This is a genomic window from Streptomyces sp. NPDC050121 (assembly GCF_044460385.1).
Taxonomy (GTDB): Bacteria; Actinomycetota; Actinomycetes; order Streptomycetales; family Streptomycetaceae; genus Streptomyces; species Streptomyces soliscabiei.
This window is the reverse complement of the sequence record NZ_JBITJV010000027.1, coordinates 90,489-109,248: the sequence shown is the minus strand read 5'-3', so window position 1 is coordinate 109,248 and position 18,760 is coordinate 90,489. Positions and strand designations below refer to the sequence as shown.

At 68.4% G+C, this 18,760-nt stretch carries 21 protein-coding genes and 1 tRNA gene; 20 read left to right on the top strand and 2 right to left on the bottom strand.

The window, feature by feature from the left end; genetic code table 11:
- Positions 1 to 288 precede the first annotated feature (288 nt).
- The 6 genes from ACIBTS_RS33360 to ACIBTS_RS33335 all read left to right on the top strand — a co-directional run bounded on the left by ACIBTS_RS33360 (position 289) and on the right by ACIBTS_RS33335 (position 5,378).
- Complete coding sequence (locus tag ACIBTS_RS33360) at positions 289 to 1,233, top strand: hypothetical protein (protein ID WP_399324394.1); 945 nt, start codon at positions 289 to 291, stop codon at positions 1,231 to 1,233.
- A 605-nt stretch (positions 1,234 to 1,838) separates the two neighbouring features.
- Entirely contained in the window at positions 1,839 to 2,108 is a 270-nt protein-coding gene (locus tag ACIBTS_RS33355) for a hypothetical protein (RefSeq protein WP_399324392.1), read from the top strand.
- A gap of 66 nt (positions 2,109 to 2,174) precedes the next feature.
- The gene (locus ACIBTS_RS33350; protein WP_399324390.1) at positions 2,175 to 3,026 is read left to right on the top strand and encodes a helix-turn-helix domain-containing protein; all 852 of its coding nucleotides are present in this window, start codon (positions 2,175 to 2,177) and stop codon (positions 3,024 to 3,026) included.
- 96 nt (positions 3,027 to 3,122) lie between these two features.
- The gene (locus tag ACIBTS_RS33345) at positions 3,123 to 3,527 is read left to right on the top strand and encodes an ATP-binding protein (protein WP_399324388.1); all 405 of its coding nucleotides are present in this window, start codon (positions 3,123 to 3,125) and stop codon (positions 3,525 to 3,527) included.
- Between the two features lie 178 nt (positions 3,528 to 3,705).
- Positions 3,706 to 4,557, top strand: a complete 852-nt coding sequence (locus ACIBTS_RS33340; protein ID WP_399324386.1) for a sigma factor-like helix-turn-helix DNA-binding protein — start codon at positions 3,706 to 3,708, stop codon at positions 4,555 to 4,557.
- Positions 4,554 to 5,378, top strand: coding sequence for an integrase (locus ACIBTS_RS33335; protein WP_399324384.1), 825 nt, complete (start codon positions 4,554 to 4,556; stop codon positions 5,376 to 5,378). The genes ACIBTS_RS33340 and ACIBTS_RS33335 overlap by 4 nt, the downstream gene beginning before the upstream one ends.
- Positions 5,379 to 5,404: 26 nt before the next feature.
- Here ACIBTS_RS33335 and ACIBTS_RS33330 read toward each other — a convergent pair whose 3' ends face one another.
- Positions 5,405 to 6,709, bottom strand: a complete 1,305-nt coding sequence (locus tag ACIBTS_RS33330) for a HEAT repeat domain-containing protein (RefSeq protein WP_399324383.1) — start codon at positions 6,707 to 6,709, stop codon at positions 5,405 to 5,407.
- Between the two features lie 235 nt (positions 6,710 to 6,944).
- On the opposite strand from ACIBTS_RS33330, the gene ACIBTS_RS33325 reads away from it, so the two are divergent.
- The 10 genes from ACIBTS_RS33325 (at position 6,945) to ACIBTS_RS33280 (ending at position 13,383) form a co-directional block, all read left to right on the top strand.
- Positions 6,945 to 7,292, top strand: a complete 348-nt coding sequence (locus ACIBTS_RS33325) for a hypothetical protein (RefSeq protein ID WP_399324381.1) — start codon at positions 6,945 to 6,947, stop codon at positions 7,290 to 7,292.
- A gap of 5 nt (positions 7,293 to 7,297) precedes the next feature.
- Entirely contained in the window at positions 7,298 to 8,665 is a 1,368-nt protein-coding gene (locus ACIBTS_RS33320) for an FtsK/SpoIIIE domain-containing protein (protein WP_399324379.1), read from the top strand.
- A gap of 87 nt (positions 8,666 to 8,752) precedes the next feature.
- The gene (locus ACIBTS_RS33315) at positions 8,753 to 9,445 is read left to right on the top strand and encodes a DUF2637 domain-containing protein (RefSeq protein ID WP_399324377.1); all 693 of its coding nucleotides are present in this window, start codon (positions 8,753 to 8,755) and stop codon (positions 9,443 to 9,445) included.
- A 15-nt stretch (positions 9,446 to 9,460) separates the two neighbouring features.
- On the top strand, positions 9,461 to 9,646 hold the full coding sequence (locus ACIBTS_RS33310; RefSeq protein ID WP_398427767.1) for a hypothetical protein: 186 nt from the start codon (positions 9,461 to 9,463) through the stop codon (positions 9,644 to 9,646).
- Positions 9,643 to 9,825 (top strand): mobile element transfer protein, encoded by a 183-nt coding sequence (locus ACIBTS_RS33305; RefSeq protein WP_328433990.1) that lies wholly within the window; start codon positions 9,643 to 9,645, stop codon positions 9,823 to 9,825. The genes ACIBTS_RS33310 and ACIBTS_RS33305 overlap by 4 nt, the downstream gene beginning before the upstream one ends.
- Before the next feature lie 15 nt (positions 9,826 to 9,840).
- Positions 9,841 to 9,996 carry a hypothetical protein gene (locus ACIBTS_RS33300; RefSeq protein ID WP_328433989.1) on the top strand — a complete coding sequence of 52 codons (156 nt, stop codon included), beginning with the start codon at positions 9,841 to 9,843 and terminating at the stop codon, positions 9,994 to 9,996.
- A gap of 24 nt (positions 9,997 to 10,020) precedes the next feature.
- Positions 10,021 to 10,341: a SpdD protein gene (locus tag ACIBTS_RS33295; protein WP_399324376.1), complete on the top strand. Its 321-nt coding sequence runs from the start codon at positions 10,021 to 10,023 to the stop codon at positions 10,339 to 10,341.
- Between the two features lie 101 nt (positions 10,342 to 10,442).
- Complete coding sequence (locus ACIBTS_RS33290) at positions 10,443 to 11,810, top strand: replication initiator (protein WP_399324374.1); 1,368 nt, start codon at positions 10,443 to 10,445, stop codon at positions 11,808 to 11,810.
- Positions 11,810 to 11,980: an excisionase gene (locus ACIBTS_RS33285; RefSeq protein WP_328436064.1), complete on the top strand. Its 171-nt coding sequence runs from the start codon at positions 11,810 to 11,812 to the stop codon at positions 11,978 to 11,980. The genes ACIBTS_RS33290 and ACIBTS_RS33285 overlap by 1 nt, the downstream gene beginning before the upstream one ends.
- Positions 11,977 to 13,383, top strand: a complete 1,407-nt coding sequence (locus ACIBTS_RS33280; protein ID WP_399324372.1) for a tyrosine-type recombinase/integrase — start codon at positions 11,977 to 11,979, stop codon at positions 13,381 to 13,383. Before ACIBTS_RS33285 ends, ACIBTS_RS33280 begins: the two co-directional genes overlap by 4 nt.
- A gap of 233 nt (positions 13,384 to 13,616) precedes the next feature.
- Here ACIBTS_RS33280 and ACIBTS_RS33275 read toward each other — a convergent pair.
- Positions 13,617 to 13,688 (bottom strand) — tRNA-Arg (locus ACIBTS_RS33275).
- 189 nt (positions 13,689 to 13,877) lie between these two features.
- Here ACIBTS_RS33275 and ACIBTS_RS33270 point away from each other — a divergent pair.
- The 4 genes from ACIBTS_RS33270 to ACIBTS_RS33255 all read left to right on the top strand — a co-directional run bounded on the left by ACIBTS_RS33270 (position 13,878) and on the right by ACIBTS_RS33255 (position 18,757).
- Positions 13,878 to 14,354 carry a response regulator gene (locus ACIBTS_RS33270; protein WP_399324371.1) on the top strand — a complete coding sequence of 159 codons (477 nt, stop codon included), beginning with the start codon at positions 13,878 to 13,880 and terminating at the stop codon, positions 14,352 to 14,354.
- Positions 14,355 to 14,639: 285 nt separating this feature from the next.
- A complete protein-coding gene (gene nrtL, locus ACIBTS_RS33265; RefSeq protein ID WP_399324369.1) occupies positions 14,640 to 15,737 on the top strand; it encodes an ArgS-related anticodon-binding protein NrtL in 1,098 nt (365 codons plus the stop codon).
- A 20-nt stretch (positions 15,738 to 15,757) separates the two neighbouring features.
- On the top strand, positions 15,758 to 17,149 hold the full coding sequence (lysA, locus tag ACIBTS_RS33260; protein WP_399324367.1) for a diaminopimelate decarboxylase: 1,392 nt from the start codon (positions 15,758 to 15,760) through the stop codon (positions 17,147 to 17,149).
- A 309-nt stretch (positions 17,150 to 17,458) separates the two neighbouring features.
- On the top strand, positions 17,459 to 18,757 hold the full coding sequence (locus ACIBTS_RS33255) for a homoserine dehydrogenase (RefSeq protein WP_099937125.1): 1,299 nt from the start codon (positions 17,459 to 17,461) through the stop codon (positions 18,755 to 18,757).
- Positions 18,758 to 18,760 lie beyond the last annotated feature (3 nt).

Here is an 18,760-nt window from a genome sequence, read left to right as displayed (position 1 = left end):
CGTGATACCCGAGTGTTCCCCGTTGCCTCCCCACGCATCCGGCACGGGTGGACCGCTTGGTCTCGAACCCTTCGCTGAAGGTCCATTCGGGCTGGTGGGATGGTCAGCCAGCCGCTGACGGCTGTACGGCGTCGTTGGTTGCGCCGCCATTCTGCAACTTTGATCGTCAGCTTGCACGGGGCAAAGGGGAGTCGCAACATGAGAAGAGAAGGTTTTCCTTCTTAGGCCATGCCTGTACAGCGCGGTCCTTCTGTTGACTCTTTACACGCGCAGAGTCGGAGCCACCCCATGGAGTTGCTCATAACAGTCCTGGTGACGATTGCAGCCACGATCGTAGTGGGAATACTTGCTCACCTCTTTGCAGAATTCGCGAGATGGAGTCGCCGCAAAAAGAGACTAGGACATCTAGAAGAGTTTCTTGATGAGAGTAAGCACGCCACAGTGGTCCTGTCTGCTTCATCGCGTCAGCTTCGGGCGCTCGCCCGATTCGCCGAAACTTCGTTCAATGGGAGGCCGAGAAATCTGCGCGAGAGGTTTTCCTCTACCAAGACTCAGAAATCAACTCCAAACTCAGAGAAGGCGCATGATGCCTGGGAATTCTTCAGGAAGCAGCCTGGAAATGTTCTCTTTGGTCCTGCAATTGAAGGGGCGGCCGTCGCACACGTGTATCGGGCGCTGCATGACGCTCGCAAGGAATTCGTCGGGTCCATTCCGCGTCTCGCTAGAATACTGCGTCAGCGCAACGAAGAGGCGCTACAGATAGAGCTCTCTCCCGGTGATGAGTTTAACGAAGACCTTGCGGAAGCCCCGTTTATCTGCATTGGCGGCCCAAGTGTCAATCCGGTTAGTAGGCGTTTGATCAAGCGTTATCGCCCCGACTTTAAGATAAGGTATCCGGAGCACAAGGTTTTCATCTCCGGAAAGCGCTGTTGTGAAACGGAGCCAGGCGATGATGGCCTTTTGTTGAAGGATTACGGTTTCATCCTCTCGGGGAGGACTAGCCGGGACATTCCTTTCGTCGTCTTGTGGGGTGTTTACGCATTCGGAACGCTAGCTGCAGCTAGAGCTCTGACAGATCTGTCACAGGAAGAGATGTATAGGCAGCGAGAATATCGTCGACTGTCATCCCGTAGTGGAATCTTTCTTGTTACTGCGGCACGTATCGATGGGTATCAGCTTGAGCGTGATAAGGTGTGGCCCGACTATATGAACACCCCTGATGCCGGCTACTGAACTCGACACCACACTTCCTAAATGCACGTTAGTAGTCAGTACGCATTTCTGGCTGCCTGTTGTAGACAGCCCAGATCGGGTTGGCGCTGCTTCGGCGCAAGTCATCATGACCCCATAAGCCTCCGGCGCCCCGGGCAGTCCGTGGACCTGCCCGGTGAAGCACGACGTTGGGGCCATGATCTTCGAGGCTTGCGCCAAAGTGGCTCCGTGAAGCCGTGGAGCTGACAGCCAAGCCCCAGACGCAGGTACCCCTTCTCTGGCATCAGGTGGCTGATCGCTGTGCGCGCGGCACGGGCGTCGGCCGGGCTGGAGCGGGACGAAGGCATGAGCGCAGGCCCGGCCGGGGGCCGGGCCGCGCGCGGGGAGCGGAGCGAGCCGCCTTGAACCAGTAGAGAAAGTTTGAATCATGGTCTGGCTGTTGGTGTGTCCGGTTCCGGTAGATGCTTGACACTTCGGTCCCAGCTGATGGTCGACGGTGGCCGTGATCGGTTTTGCTGTGCACGTCGTTGCAGCGCGGGGCCTGGAGGGAAGATGGTCGCGTGCTTCCTTCCCGACTGCTGTGGTGTGATCCCAGGCCCATCCCCAGGTTCAACCGGCAGGATCCGGTGACGCAGATTGTGTGTGATCCGGACTTCTACGAGCCGGTGGACGAGGACGACTGCTCGACGTTCTCGTACTTCTGTCAGACCCATGACCGCTACTACTGGCACGACGACTGCGGGGAAGGGGCGCATCTCATCGCCCTTCACTGCGAACGGCATGGGTCCGAGAACATGTGGCCTCAGCCCCTCATGATGGCGTTCCCGGAAGGGTTCTCCCCTCCGCTCAGTGACGTGCAACTGGCCTGGGTGCGATCGGAAGAGGACGCTTCCTGAGCTCCGCGGGACGGACAGACCTCGGCGCATCGGGAGACCGCTGCTCCGTGGTGTAGAACCCTGGGTATGGGGAGTGAGCGGCAGCAGCGGATGAAGGCACTTGGGGTGCGTCTTCGGGGACTTCGTGCGGAGGCCGGCCTGACGGGTGCCGTGTTGGCGCAGCGCGCTGGGGTGGGGCAGCCAACCGTGTCCAAGGTCGAGAACGGTCGCATGGTTCCCAGCCTCGACGTCCTGCGGCGCTTGACGCTTGCCCTCGACCTCGACGAGCCGACCACTCTTGAGGTGCGCGACCTCCTGGCCGCCGTTGAGGCTGCGCCGGATGTCGACGAGACAACCGGCGATGAGGCCCCCGCGGGGGCGGCCCTCGATGACGCGGTGCGGTCCGCACGGCTGGTGCGCTCGTTCCAATGCGTCGTCCTGCCCGCCATGCTCCAGACCGCGGAGTACGCCCGGCACGTTGTCGACAGCGCACCGAACTCGACCCCTGAGGCCGTCGGCCGTGCCGTGGCTGCCCGTGTGGAGCGGCAGAGCCTCCTGTACGAGCCTGGGCGGGAGTCGGTGTTCGTGCTGACGGAAGCCGTGTTGCGGACCTGGCCCGGGAACCCCTCGCTGATGCTGGCCCAGTTCGACCGGCTCTTGGCCGTCGAGAGTCTGAGCACTGTGCGCCTCGGGGTCATCCCCTGGCGTCGGGCGGTGCCGGTCATGCCTCGGCATGGGTTCACCCTGTGCGACCGGCGGGCGGTCGTCGTCGAGACCTTCCGAGGTGAACGGGTCCTGGATGACTCCGCCGAGGTTGCCGCGTACGAGGAGACCTTCGTCCGGTTCGAAGAGGCTGCGATCTTCGGGATCGAGGCGCGGGAGATGCTGCTCCGGGTGATGCAGGAGTTCCGGGAGTTGGAGGACTTCACCACTCGTTAGAGGAATAATTCCTCTGAATGCCTGGCTCATCAGTCATGCGTAGGAATACTCTGCTCGCAATGCCGTCTAGCCCCCTAGACGAAGAGGAGAGTTCCCATGCCCAAAAAGTGGTGCCGCATCTTTCCCGGCCTGGCCTGGCAGGTTGCGGAGGCCCGACACTTCGTTGCCGCCCTGCTTGAGGACGAGGGTTCAGGCCTTGTGGACGACGCCGAGCTGGTCGTCGGTGAGCTGGCGGCCAATGCCGTCCGGCACACGCGAAGCGGCTGGTACCGAGGATGGTTCCTCGTGGTCGTCCACTTCGGCGACGATCTGGTCCGCATCGAGGTGACCGACCAAGGCGGCGACGAGGAGCCCCTGCTCCGCAGCGTGAACAGCCAGGTGGAAGAGGGCGGCCGCGGGCTGATGATGATCGCGGCCTGCGCCAAGGACTGGGGCGTGAAGGACCGGCCCGCCGGTGGGCGTTGCGTCTGGGCCGAGCTGCCGCGGAACGGCGCGTCATGACCTCCTGCCCGGTGGTGATCCGTGGCCGCGGCTGCCTCGTGGGCAGTGGAGGGTGAGTCCTCGTGGTGTGCCTCGGCGGCGGGCCGGCTTCTATGTGATCGGTGTTCATTCGGGCAGGCGACTCTCGCCCATTCCGTCTAGGGCCCTAGACTCCTGGGTACTTCTAGGAGGTGTGGTCATGTCGGACGAGTTGCAGCGGATCATGGCGATCGATGATCCGTACCTGCTCCTGCGTGAGGTCACGACGCGGTTGGCCGACGCGCAGCAGGAGGTGACCGAACTCGCCCGGCTCCGTCGCCGTGTGGTCCAGGACCTCCACGCTCAAGGGCTGTCGTATGCGCAGATCGCGGAGAAGGCCGGCCTGAGTCGCGGGCGGATTCACCAGATCCGGCACACCGGTCCGGCGCCCGAAGGGGCCTTCCTCGGTGCGGGCGCCGTCACGATCGTGACTCCGCTGCGGTGGGACGGCGAGAAGAAGCGTCCGGTCGTCGCCATGGCTGACGTCAACTCCGGGAAGCGACTCGAAGAGCTGGCCAAGTCGTACGGGCTCGACGTCAGCTCCGGTCACGTCCAGGTGAGCGGTGAGGTCGACCTCAACCGAGACGGCCTGGTCGTCGTCTGCGGGCCGGGTATGTCTCAGGCCATGAGCGACCTGTACGCCCAGGATCCGGTACTCGGCTGGGAGCACCCGGAGGGTGAGCCGTGGGCTCTGGTGGACCGGCGTGCCGGCACGTCGTACCGCGCGGGAGCGGACACCGAGCCGTACCGTCCGCACGACGTCGGGTACCTCGGCCGGCTGCCCCGCCCGGATGGCAACGGCTCGGTGCTCGCCATCGCGGGAGTCCACACTGCGGGCTCGCTCGGCGTCGTGCACCTGCTCGCCTCTGACCTCAGCGCGCTCTGGGGGCAGGTGGGTGAGCGTCACTTCTCCACACTTGTGGGCGTCGAGTACGACCCCGAGACCGACGAACCGCAGTCCGTCGAACTGCTTACCCCCCTCTACCTGCACGACGAGGAGACGACGGCGTGAACGTCGCCCTCGGCTCACTGCCCGCCGAACCCGGCCAGCAAAACGAGGACTTCGCCGCCGTCGCCCCCGGAGCCGCCGTGCTCCTGGACGGTGCCGGCGTGGCCGGGGCCGAAACCGGGTGCACGCACGGCGTCGCCTGGTTCTCCTCGACGCTGGGCGGCCTGCTGCTGAGCACCATCACGGCGCACCCCACCCGGTCGCTCGCCGACTGTCTCGCCGACTCGATCCGGGTCGTTCGGTCCCTGCACGAGGACAGTTGCGACCTGACCCATCGGGCCAGTCCGACCAGTACGGTCGTCGCGGTCCGGGCCGGTGCGGGAGCTCTGGAGTACGTCGTACTTGGTGACTCGACCGTCCTCCTCGCCGACAAGGACGCGAAGACGACCGCCGTCACGGATCTGCGCCTGGACGACGTCAGCGTGCAGTTGCGTGGGCCAGTCGACGCGTTGCCTACCGGTTCCCCCGAGCACGCTGCCGCCCTGGCCGAGTACCGCGACGCCCTGACGGGGCTCCGCAACCGGCCGGGTGGCTTTTGGATCGCCGGACCCGATCCTCAAGCGGCCGAACACGCCCTTACCGGGTCTGTGCCGCTGGAATCGCTGACCTCCGTGACGCTGCTCAGCGACGGCGCTACGCGACTCGTCGATCTCTTCGAACTCGCCACCTGGCAAGAGGCGTTGGACGTCCTCGGCGAGTCCGGGCCCGACGGGCTGATCCGCCGAGTACGGGATGCCGAGGCCGACGACCCCGACGGTCGTCGCTGGCCGCGGGGCAAGGCACAGGATGACGCCACCGCCCTGCACTGGGTGCTGCCGAAGTAACCGGCGTTGCCCCTGCTCTCGCTTGCTCAGATGCGGTGGGCCCCCGCTGGTACGCCATGGGCGACGCCATGCGGAGTCAGGGCGATGACGCCGGTTCCCTGTGACGGTGTGTCGGGGCCGATGTGCAGGGGGCTGACGCCGTAGGAGTGGGCGAGGTCGGCGGCCATATCGTGAGTGGCCCACCGCCATTCGTCTTCGTCGTCCTGGCTCTCTTGCGCGGCGTCCCAGTCGGGCGTGAGGCCCAGTTCCACACGGCGGGCCCGCTCGTACGGCAGGGGCTCGCCCAGGGTGAGCAATTCATCCTCTCCCTCGCCTGTTTCGCAGTACCGCCGGATCACCGTGCCGTGCTCGGCGATGAGCCAGGCAGAGCCGTCGCCCTGGCCGCCGTAGTAGTACGCGTGTGCCTGGCCGTAGCGGGCGCTGAGTTCGGTGCACAGGCGCAGAACGTCCTCGCTTCGCTCCTCGCCGCACGGGTCGCACCATGCGCCGAGGATGAGGGTCCAGCCGTCGAGCTCGGGCGTCACGAAGACCCGTTCGTAGCCGTTGTGGGGGTCGTCCGCGCCGCAGCCGTGGCCGTCGGCGTCGACGATGTCGTTGCCGAGAGCGAAGGTCACCGGTCTTGGGTCGACCAAGCCAAGGGTCTGCATGATTCCGGCCTGGTCACCGCTCGGGACGGCCATCCAGTGATTCCAGCACGCCCAGATCCCTTCGGGCCGGTCGTCCGGGAGTTTGACGCGGATGAGTCGTTCGATCGCGGCCACGTCGGCGCGGGACAGTGCCGGTTCGCCGCCCAGCTCGGCGAGCACGGTCAACGCCCGCGCCCGCTGCCGGCCCGGCCCTCGTTCCCGGATGCGCTGGAGAAGGGGAATGACGTGCTCGCCTTGAAGAATCAGGGCGTCCTGCGCCTGTCGGGCAACCCCCGGGTCGGGATCCCCGAGCAGGGGCATCAGGGCAGAAATGACAGACCGGGCATCGTCGCCGCAGTGCTGGAGCCCGCGGATGGCCGTCGCGCGCACGTGCGGCACGGGATGGGAGAGGGCTGCGGTGTAGCGGTCCAGGGCCGCCGCGCCAAGGCAGGAGAACGCGAAGCCGACGCGCTTGCGAGAGCTCTCGGTGGACGCGGAGGCGAGACCTCGAAGTAGGCCGTCGAAGGCTGCGTCCCCGATCCGCTCAAGCACGCTGGCGATCGGCCGCCAGTCCACAGGGGATTCCTCGTCCGTCAGCTCCCGCACCAGGTGCTCCACCGCGTCGGGGCCAAGAGCGGCCAACGTGTCAGCCGCCGCTTCGCGTCGGTCCGGCACCCCGAGGTCCCGTATCAAGTCGGTGTCCATCACGTTCCCTCCAGCAAGGTCGACCGGCCCTCGGGCGTCATGATCCGGCAGGGGTCTGACATTGCCAGAGACACCCATGTTGCATACCCCCCTAGACAGTTGACGGGATGTCGGTCTAACGTAGTCGTCAACCCCCCTAGACAGTTAGGGCGGGCCGCCCCTTTTGCTGTCTAGGGGGGTATCCAGACCGGAGCGGCGCGGACCGAACGCGTCGCCAACGAGTGAGGTTCAAAAAATGCGTGTCATCCCCGTGGACGTCTCTACCGCAACGCTGCTCGTCACCAAGCTGCCTGAGGTCAAGGTGAAGGACCGTCAGACCGGTGAGGTCGCCGTGGACCCGGTCACCAACCAGCGGCTCATGGTGCTGGAGCTGGTGTTCATCGCGCAGGGCGGCTCGGACATGATCAAGGTGACCGTTCCGGAGCAGGGCATCGGTGAGGGCCTGGTGATGGGTGCTCCGGTCATCATGTCCGGCCTCATCGCCCGCCCCTGGGAGAGTGAGTTCGGCGGGCGGATGCGTCACGGCATCGCCTACCGGGCGGACGCCGTCATGGTCAACGCGCCGGCGTCGGCGCAGGGCTGATCACCATGACTGACACCCTCTGGGCTCTGGCGCTCTGCCTGCTGGCCGTGGCCGCGCTGCTGGTTCTCCGCCGTCGTCTGCCGGTCGCGTTCTGGTGGCTCGTGGGCTATCCGTTCGTCGCGCTGCGAGTGCTCGCCACGTACCGGGCGACGATGGACGCCTGTGGTCTGACGGTTCCGGCTTCGGCCGTCCGTCGGGCCACGGCCCGGGTGATCGGGCGCGAGGCGGCTCCCGTACCGCCTCGCCGGACGCTTCCGCTCCCGACCGGGTCCGGGCTCGTGATGCGGCTGCGCATGGCGACCGGGCAGGCTCCTGAGGACTTCATCACGTCGGCTGACCGGCTGCGGCATGCCTGGGCCGCGCACGCCGTGCACATCCGGCCGACCAAGCCGGGCTGGCTCGAACTGCGGCTGATCGGCTGGGACGTGCTCGCCGACGTGCAGCCCGCCCGGCGGCGGCAGAAGAGCGGTCCGCTCTGCCTGCCTATGGCGCTTCGGGATGACGGGCGGTGGCACGTACGGGACTTCCGCGCTGTGCCGCATGAACTCATCCTCGGCGCAACGCAGTCCGGCAAGTCCGTGTACCTGCGGAACCTGCTGTGCGGCCTGGCCCGGCAACGGGTCGTGCTCGTCGGGATCGACTGCAAGTGGGGCGTCGAACTCGCCCCGTTCGCGCCCCGGTTGTCGGCGCTCGCCGACACTTCGGACCGGGCGAATGACCTCCTCGACGTCCTGCTGGAAGAGATGGAGGCACGGTTTCGGCTCATCGGTCTCCGGTCCGGAATGGGTGCGGATGCCGTGCTCACCTCGGACGTGTGGGGACTGCCGGACGCGGTGCGGCCGGTGCCGGTCGTGGTCGTCGTCGACGAGGTCGCGGAGCTCTTCCTCGCCGCAAGCCGGGACGACGAGAAGCGGCGCGACGCGATGGTCACCAAGCTCATCCGCATCGCCCAGCTCGGCCGCGCGGTCGGCATCTACCTCGAAGTGTGCGGGCAGCGCTTCGGCTCCGAACTCGGCAAGGGCGCGACCATGCTCCGCGCTCAGCTCACCGGCCGCATCTGCCACCGTGTCAACGACGAGTCCTCGGCGAACATGGCGCTCGCCGACATCTCCCCGGAAGCGGCCCTCGCCGCCACCTCTATCCCGGCCGAACGGCCCGGCGTCGCCATCGTCGGCGACTCCTCCGGCGGCTGGTCCCGCGCCCGCTCACCCCACCTCACCCTCGACGAAGCGGCGGCCATCTGCCGCGCCACCTCCGGCCTCGTGCCGGAACTGCCCCGCCTCGACTCCTTCCGGCCCGCCGTCGGCGTCGAGTCCGCCGGGTCGGCTTCTCCCGCCGCTGGCGCGCCGACCGCTCGCCCGGTGACCGAGTAGCCGCACCCCTTTCCCCACGGTCGGCGTGACCGCCTCGCGCCAAGTCCCTACCCCTCCCATGCCTCGAACCGGAAGGAAGCCGAGTCGATGCGTGCCCAACTGGCCCGGGTGGACGCCGTGATCGTCCAGGCCGTCATCGCGGGTGCCCTGTCCTTCTCGCACCTGCACGACCTCGCTGAGGCGGCCGGACAGGGCGGCTGGAAGGCGTGGGCCTACCCCGTCAGTGTCGACCTGCTGCTGGTCGCCGCATGGCGTCGGATGCGCGAGGAGCAGGGCGCTGTACAACCCGCCGGGGGACCCCGGTTGTGGTTCCTGGTGGCCCTGGCCGCATCCCTCGGCGCGAACGTCGCCACCGCCGGGCTCCTCGACCTGGACGACGTTCCCGCGTCGCTCCGCGTCGTGGTGGCCGGCTGGCCCGCCGTCGCCTTCTTCGGCGGAACGCTTCTGGCGCACACGTCTCGCATGCCAGAGGCACCGACGGAGACGGGGACGCCCACTGCCCCGGTCGCCGTCGAGGAGCCCGACCGTGACGCGCTCCCGGCAGCGTCCACCGACCCGAAACCGGCTCCGGAGTCCGCTATCGAACGGATCACCACCCCCGTTCCTGCCCCGGCGCCCACTGCTCCCGCCGTCTCCCTGCCGCCCGCCCTCGTCGACCGCGTCCGGGTCCTGGCCGAGGAATACCGCGCTACCACCGGCCACCCCGCCGACCCCGACACCGTCCGAGCCCGGCTCGGCCTGCCCCCGTCCATGACGCCGTCCGTCGCCGCCCACCTTTGAAAGGAGACGCACGCGATGCGTCCCGCTATCCGTTCCGCGCTGGAGTACGCCGCAGAGCTGACCCGCCGCAATCGGCTCGTCGAAGCCGTCGCCGTCGCGGAAGCCGCGTTCTACCAGGCCACCCACGACGAATTCCCCGAGATCAGGCAGTGGCTCACCGACCACGCCCACGACTTCACCGGAGAGGACACCCCGCGATGACCAACCCCAGGTTCCGCAACGTCCGCCGCATCGGCCCCGTACAGGTCGCCTCCTACCTCGCCCGTGGCCGCAACCGCCACCTCGCCGCCTGCACCGCACCTCGCTGTGACTTCTCCACCGAGTACGACAGCCGCGCCGCCGCCGAACTCGCCGCCCGCACCCACCGCTGCAAGGCCTGACAGGAGACCGCCGCCATGACCGTCCCGCTCTGGTTCGCCGTGCTCGTCGTCGCCGTCCTGGGCATCCAGCTCGCCCGCCCGCCGTGGTGGCTGGTCGCCCTGCTCCTCCTGGGTGGCTACCTCGTCGCCGACAGCGTCCTCGCCCCCGCCGTCGCCGCCCTCCTCGACTGATCGCCCGCAGAAGGGATCACCCACGTGTTCACCCCGAAGTACCCGCCGCAGGACACCGCCCCGGTCCACACCATCCCGGCTCCGACCGTCTACAGCACGACCGCGTACAGCCCGGCGGCCTATGCCCCGGCTTCCGTCCCCGTTCCGTCCACCCCGACCTCCAACCGTCCGACTGTCCAGCTCACGCCCGGCAGCACGCTCGCCCTCATCGCTGGTGGCAGTGCCGCCGTCCTCGTCGTCGGTGCGGTCTTGGTCTCCATGCTCCTCGCTGTTGCGATAACCGCCGCCTCCGTGGCCGTCTGCGCGGTCGTCATCCGCTCCATCCTCCGGAGCGACCGCCGCTGACCTCATCCACTTCTCTGCCTCGGCTTGCCCACACTGTCTAGCCCCCTGGACGAGCCGAGGTCTGGCCCCAAACTCCAGCCCCTCCAAGGAGGAACCCGCACATGCGTCCCGAGGCTCCGCCCGGAGCCATCCGTCAGCTGGCGGCCCTCGCCCTGCACGGCGACCTCAGCGGCTACGCACGGCAGATCCAACGTCTCGGTGGTTGCGAGCAGCCCGTACGGATGGAGGGTCACCGCCTAGACGTCCACGCCGCTACGGGCGAGATCGTCCGTGAGGTCGTCGACCGAGACCTTCCGGTCGGACAGCTCCTCATCCGCTGCAACAACCGCCGCGCCACCAGGTGCGCCGCGTGCGCCGAGGTCTACCGCAAGGACACGTTCCACCTGGTTACGGCCGGGCTGAGCGGCGGCAAGGGGATCGGCCCGGTCGTCGCAGGACACCCCCGCGTCTTCGCCACCTTCACAGCCCCGTCGTTCGGCCCGGTCCATAACCGTCCCTCCGTCGGCCGCTGCCGTTGTGGTCGTGTCCACCCGGAAGGGGACTCCATCCTCGGCACGCCCCTCGACCCGGAGCGCTACGACTACCGCGCGGCCGTCCTCTGGAACGTGCACGCCGGTGCCCTCTGGGCTCGGTTCACCACCTACCTGCGTCAGCAGCTCGCCTCCCGCGCGGGCATCGGCCGCTCCGAACTGCGCGACTGCCTCAAGGTGTCGTACGCCAAGGTCGCCGAGTACCAGCGGCGCGGTGCCGTCCACTTTCACGCCGTGATCCGGCTCGATGGTCCGGAAGGTGCCGAGGACACTCCGCCGGCCTGGGCGACGACAGAGCTCCTCAGCGATGCGATCCGCTCGGCAGGTCGTCTCGCCGAGGCGCCTGGTCCGATCCTCGACGGTCGCGCCTACACCTTCCGCTTCGGCAAAGAGCTCGACGTCCGGCCCATCCGTTCCGCCGACTTCACGGGCACTACCGACCTGAGCAGCCGAGCCGTCGCCTCCTACATCGCCAAGTACGCCACCAAGGGCGCGGAGAGCGCGACCGGCACCCTCGACCGCCCGATCCGCAACCCAGTCATCGACCTCATCGGCACCGACGTCACCGACCACGCCCGACGGATGATCCTCACCTGCTGGCACCTCGGCGCGCTCCCTGAGCTCGAAGACCTGCGCCTGCGCAAGTGGGCTCACATGCTCGGCTTCCGCGGTCACTTCTCGACCAAGTCCCGCGCGTACTCCGTCACCCTCGGCGCCCTCCGCCAGGAACGCGCTGACCACAACGAAGCACTCACCCGTGAACGCGCGGCTGAGGCGGGTCACCCGCTGCCCGACCCGGACACCGTCCTCGTCCTCTCTCACTGGCGCTTCGTCGGTACCGGGCTGACCGCCGCCGAATCCTGGCTCGCCACCTCGCGGCGACCCGACACCCCGGACACGGAAGGAGACTCGTCGTGGACCGCCGACGAGACGAACTGATGACCGTCCCGCAGATCCTTGCCGAGCTGGGCGGAGTCTCTCGCCGCACCTTCTACCGCTGGCGCGAACTGGGGCATGCTCCGGAAGCGATCAAGCTTCCGAACGGTGAACTTCGCTTCTGGCGCAGTGACTTCACCTCGTGGCTCCACGGGCTCGGGGAGGCCGCGTGAAGTCCTACGACGTGCGGATCTGGGGCATTCGCAAGAGGCCAACGAAGAAGGCTTCGTATGAGGTGCGCTGGAGGGTCGCCAGCACGCTGCCGTTCTCCGAGACCTTCCGAACCAAGGCACTCGCGGACAACTTCCGGGCGCAGCTACTCAGGGCCGTTCAGAACGGGGAGGCATTCGATTCGGAGACCGGTCTGCCGGACTCGATGGCAACCGCCAAACCGTCCCTCACCTGGTACGACTTCGCGCGGGCGTACATCGCCATGAAGTGGCCGCATGCTGCGCCGAACTCCCGAGACAGCGCCAACGAGACGATGACGCTCGTCACGACACAGCTGCTCGACGACAGGCCGGGTCGGCCGGCCGATGACGTGCTCCGACGTGCGCTGCGTGGCTGGGCCTTCGTCGTCCAGGGCGGGGACGAGGAACCGCCGCCCGTCGACATCGCGAATGCCCTGCGCTGGGTGGCCAAAGCGTCGCTGCCGCTGGCGACACTCAAGAACCCTGCGGACATCCGGCGCGTCCTCGACTCCCTCAAGCTCACGCTGTCCGGGGCCACGGCTGCCGCCGAGACTGTACGGCGCAAGCGGGCCGTCCTCTTCAATGCGCTCGCCTACGCCGTCGAGCTGGGGGAGCTCCCCGAGAACCCGGTCACGCTCGTGAAATGGAAACCACCCAAGGTGACCAAGGAAGTAGACCGCCGGGTTGTGGTGAACCCTCGGCAGGCCGGGGAGCTCCTGGCCGCGGTCTCGTACGTGGGCGGCTACCGCCGGGCTCGCGGGCGTCGGCTCGTCGCGCTGTTCGCCTGCATGTACTTCGGTGGTCTTCGTCCAGCTGAGGCCGTGGCGCTGCGCCGTCAGGACTGCACGCTGCCGGACAGCGGGTGGGGCTCGCTGATCCTGGAGAAGAGCCGCCCGACCGTCGGTAAGCGCTGGACCGGGACCGGCGCCGTTCACGACGACCGCGGCTTGAAGAACCGAGCAGCGAACGAGACCCGCATCGTTCCGATTCCGCCCCGCCTCGTGCGCATGCTCCTCGCGCACATCGAGGAGTTCGGCACCGCCAAGGATGGCCGGCTGTTCGCCAACGAACGTGGGGGAGTGGTCGCCTCCACCACGTACTGGCGTGTCTGGGATGAGGCGCGGCACCTGGCGCTCACACCGGAGCAGGCGGCATCACCGCTCGCGGCTCGGCCGTACGACCTGAGGCACGCAGCGCTCTCCTCGTGGCTCAACGCCGGCGTGGACCCGACCGAGGTCGCCGAGCGGGCGGGCAACAGCGTCGAAGTGCTTCTGAGCCGGTACGCCAAGTGCCTCGACGGTCGGCAGGACGTTGCCAACCGTCGGATTGCCGAGCTCCTGGAGGAGCACGACGACCAGGAGGGCGAGCCCGGCGACGAGACCTGATCCCGACACACCTGAGACCGCCCACACGCGGCATGATGGCCCCTGGACTTCCTGTCCGGGGGCCTCGTCGTTTCCGGGGGTCTACCTGCGGATTTACGCTCTACGGCCTGGCCGCGAATAGGCCGCGGACTCCGACATACGGTCGCTCCGAGCGGCATACGCCTGCACATACGCCAAGACCCCGTCCTCAGCGAAAGTGCTGATGGCGGGGTCTTTGGGCACCTCATACAAGGTGCCCCCGGCAGGATTCGAACCTGCGCACACGGCTCCGGAGGCCGTTGCTCTATCCCCTGAGCTACGGGGGCGTGTCGGCTGCGACGGTGTTGCTCGCGGCGACGGGTAGAACACTACCAGCTTGCCCGGGGTGTTCATGAACGGGTTTCCGTGGGGGTCGGGGTCGCCCGCACGGGGTGGAAGTGGCGAAAACCCGGACGCGGTGGCCGGTCCCGACCTACTCTCGAGTTGTGCCGGGCACGTCGGGCCGGGTGCTTGTTGTGGACGACAACAAGGTCATCCGGCAGCTGATCAGGGTCAATCTCGAGCTGGAGGGCATCGAGGTCGTGACCGCGTCCGATGGTGCCGAGTGTCTGGATGTCGTTCATCAGGTGCAGCCCGATCTCGTGACCCTCGATGTCGTCATGCCCCGGTTGGACGGGCTGCGCGCCGCCGCTCGGTTGCGTGCCGATCCGCGGACGCATGATCTTCCCCTTGTCATCATCAGCGCCTGTACGCAGTACGAGGTCGAGGCCGGCCTCGAAGTCGGCGTTGACGCCTTTCTCGCCAAGCCTTTCGAGCCCGCCGAACTCGTCTCCGTCGTACGGGAGTTGATGGAGCGGAGGAAGGGGGACGGCGGAAGCGGGGCTGGGGTGGATCTGGGGTTGGGTCTGGGGATCGGGCCTGTGCTGGGAGCGGGGGAGGGTGTGGGTGCGGGGAAAGGCGGCGGGCCGGGCGCTGGGTCTGCGGCCGAGTAGCACTGTCCTGCCCGTGGGGCACCGGATGGAGCCTCCCTGCCCGTAGGACCGGAAGCAGGCCGAGAGAGGGAATCGACTCCGCCGTCTGCTTCCTCTGCTTCCTCTGCTTCCTCTGGCCCTGTCTGCTCCCGCTGCTCCCTCTGTCGGCGATGTGCCGGAGGCCTCCCGGAGATGTGTCGGGCGCGACCTCGTCCTCCTTCGCCGCCCTCACCCCCTGCGTCCACATCCCGGGACCTGTCCAAACCTGCTCGCCTACCCGCCCCCCTCCTCCCCTACGCTTGTCCCGTGACCCTCGTCGAGCTCTCCCGTACCGTGCTGCGCGCGGTGCGTTGTGCTGTGGAGGACGGGGAGCTCAGCGTGGGCGTTCCGGAGCGGGCAGTGGTCACGCCGCCGGGGCCCGGGGGGCGGGGGGACTACGCCACCAACATCGCTCTGCAGCTCGCCCGGCCGGCCGGGCGGCCACCGCTTTGGGTTGCCGAGGTGCTTCGGCCGTATCTGGCCCGGGCCGAAGGCGTCGCCGGCGTCGAGATCACCGGGCCCGGGTTCCTCAACATCAGCCTCGACGCTTCCGCCGCCTCCGCCCTCGTCCGGCGGATTCAGCTCGAGGGTCTGCGGTACGGGTACACCGACCGCCTCGCCGGACAGGTTTTCGCGGTGCGGGTGCCGTACGAGGTGCGGGCCGAGGTCCTCGCCGACGCGCTCGGGCGGATCATCGGGGCGCAGGGCGGCCGCGTCGACATCGGGCACGGGGACCCCGTCACCCTGCGGCCGGTGCCCGCTCCCGAGGATCCCGCTCCACTCGGTCTCGACGCCGCGCGGTGGGCGCTGCTCCACCCCGCCCCGCACGACCGACCCAGGATCACCGCCGACCATCTGGTCCAGCGTGAGGGCAACCCCCTCTTCCGGGTCCGTTACGCCCACGCCCGCACCCGGGCCGTCAGCCGTAACGCAGCCGATCTCGGCTTCACCGGGCAGCCCGGCCCACTGGGCGCGGTGGATGCGGTGCACGCGGATGACCTCGTCGCCCTGCTCGCGGATCACCCCCGCATCCTTGCCACCACCGTCAGACTCCCGAGCCCCCCGAGCCCCCCGAGGCTTCCGAGCCCCCCGCACCAGTCGGGAACGCCGGGAACACCGGGAATGCCGGGATCGCCGGGACCCGCGGCGTCTTCGGCCCTCGACCCCTGTGCCCCCTCCCGTCTCACCCGTCACCTGCTGGCCCTCGCCGACGCCACGCTCGTTCTGCTTCCCAGCGTCCTTCCCCGTGGTGACGAGAAACCCTTGGCCGCCCACCGTGCCCGGCTCGCGCTCGCCGAAGCCGCCGGGACGGTGCTGGCCGGCGGCCTGTCCCTGCTCGGCATCGACGCACCCGACCACCTCTGAGCCAAGAAGAGACTTAAGACATGAGCCGTTCCGCCCACCCCGCCGGGCCCCGTCACGCCGACGTCCTTCCCGAGGGGCACTATTCCGCTCCGCCCACCGACCTCAACGCCCTCGACGCCAAGGTGTGGGCGCGGACGGTCACGCGCGACACCGACGGTGCCGTCACCGTCGGCGGGGTCGACGTCAAGACCCTCGCCGAGCAGCACGGCACCCCGGCCTACATCCTCGACGAGGCGGACTTCCGGGACCGGGCCCGTGCCTGGCGTACCGCCTTCGGGGCCGACGCCGATGTCTTCTACGCCGGCAAGGCGTTCCTGTCCCGGGCCGTCGTGCGGTGGCTGTACGAGGAGGGGCTCAACCTCGACGTCTGTTCCGGCGGCGAGCTGGCCACCGCCCTCTCCGCCGGTATGCCCGCCGACCGCATCGCCTTCCACGGCAACAACAAGTCCACGGACGAGATCCACCGGGCCGTCGACGCCGGGGTCGGGCGGATCGTTCTCGACTCGTTCCAGGAGATCGTGCGGGTCGCCCACATCGCGCAGTCTCTCGGGAAGCGGCAGCGGGTTCAGATCCGGATCACCGTCGGCGTCGAGGCGCACACGCACGAGTTCATCGCCACCGCCCACGAGGACCAGAAGTTCGGGATTCCGCTGGCCGGGGGACAGGCCGCCGAAGCCGTGCGCCGGGCGCTCCAGCTCGACGGGCTCGAGCTCGTCGGGATCCACTCCCACATCGGGTCGCAGATCTTCGACATGTCCGGCTTCGAGGTCGCCGCGCACCGGGTGGTCGGACTGCTCAAGGACATCCGTGACGAGCACGGGGTCGAACTGCCCGAGATCGACCTCGGCGGTGGCCTCGGGATCGCCTACACCAGCGACGACGACCCGCGCGAGCCCCATGAGATCGCCAAGTCCCTCACCGAGATCGTCACGCGCGAGTGTGAAGGGGCCCGCCTTCGCACGCCCCGTATCTCCGTCGAGCCCGGCCGCGCCATCGTCGGGCCCACCGCCTTCACGCTCTACGAGGTCGGCACCATCAAGCCTCTCGACGGGCTCCGCACTTATGTCTCCGTCGACGGCGGCATGTCGGACAACATCCGCACCGCGCTGTACGACGCCGAGTACAGCGTCGCCCTCGTCTCCCGCGTCTCCGACGCGGCGCCGATGCTGGCCCGGGTGGTCGGCAAGCACTGTGAGAGCGGCGACATCGTGGTCAAGGACGCGTTCCTGCCGTCCGACCTGGCACCGGGTGACCTGATCGCCGTGCCCGCCACGGGCGCGTACTGCCGGTCCATGGCCAGCAACTACAACCATGCGCTGCGGCCGCCGGTGGTGGCCGTGCACGAGGGGGAGTCGCGGGTCATCGTGCGGCGGGAGACCGAGGACGATCTGCTGCGCCTCGACGTCGGCTGACCGAGGACGATCTGCTGCGCCTCGACGTCGGCTGACCGACGGACAGGGAACGGCGCACGAGAACCGCGGACGAGGGTTGCGGCCGAGGATTGCGGACGAGGATTGCCGCCGGGAATGGCGGACGGGGACGCAGAAGGGAACATGGAGGGGGACGCGGAAGAACAGGGCGGAAGATCTCCTGTCTGCCGTCCCTGAGGAAATGAAATAGACGTCTCACGATCCGGACCAGGGGCAGAAAGTCCGGTCCGGTGAGTGAGACTGGGGCAACCGGAAACAACCGTAGACGGTATGAGGAAACGAGGTCGGATGATGCGTAAGCGTCCGCTGAAGGTGGCGCTGCTGGGCTGTGGAGTGGTCGGCTCAGAGGTGGCGCGCATCATGACGACGCACGCCGACGACCTCGCCGCACGCATCGGGGCGCCGGTGGAGCTGGCGGGCGTCGCGGTGCGGCGGCCCTCCAAGGTCCGGGACGGCATCGACCCGGACCTCGTCACCACCGACGCCACCGCCCTAGTCAAACGCGGGGACATCGACGTCGTCGTCGAGGTCATCGGCGGCATCGAGCCCGCTCGTACGCTCATCACGACCGCCTTCGAGTACGGCGCCTCCGTCGTCTCCGCGAACAAGGCGCTCCTCGCCCAGGACGGCGCCGCGCTGCACGCCGCCGCCGAGGAGCACGGCGAGGACCTCTACTACGAGGCCGCCGTCGCCGGCGCCATCCCGCTGATCCGGCCGCTGCGTGAGTCCCTCGCCGGGGACAAGGTCAACCGGGTGCTCGGGATCGTCAACGGCACCACCAACTTCATCCTCGACAAGATGGACTCCACCGGCGCCGGATACCAGGAGGCCCTCGACGAGGCCACCGCCCTGGGCTACGCCGAGGCCGACCCCACCGCCGATGTCGAGGCCTTCGACGCCGCCGCCAAGGCCGCCATCCTCGCCGGGATCGCCTTCCACACGCGCGTGCGCCTCGACGACGTCTACCGCGAGGGCATGACCGAGGTGACCGCGGCCGACTTCGCCTCCGCCAGGGCGATGGGCTGCACCATCAAGCTGCTCGCCATCTGTGAGCGGGCCGCCGACGGAGGGTCCGTGACGGCCCGCGTCCACCCGGCGATGATTCCGCTCACCCACCCGCTCGCCTCCGTGCGCGGCGCGTACAACGCCGTGTTCGTGGAGTCGGACGCGGCCGGGCAGCTCATGTTCTACGGCCCCGGCGCCGGCGGTGCTCCCACCGCCTCCGCCGTGCTCGGCGACCTGGTCGCCGTCTGCCGCAACCGGCTCAGCGGGGCAACGGGGCCCGGCGAGTCGGCGTATGCCGCCCTGCCGGTGTCGCCGATGGGCGATGTCGTCACCCGCTATCACATCAGCCTCGACGTCGCCGACAAACCGGGCGTTCTCGCCCAGGTCGCCACGGTGTTCGCCGAGCACGGGGTGTCGATCGATACCGTGCGGCAGCAAGGACGCCAAGACGGCGACGGCGAGGCCTCCCTCGTCGTCGTCACCCACCGCGCGTCCGACGCCTCCCTCACCGGGACCGTCGAGGCGTTGCGCAAGCTCGACACCGTGCGGGGTGTCGCCAGCATCATGCGGGTTGAAGGAGAGTAACCA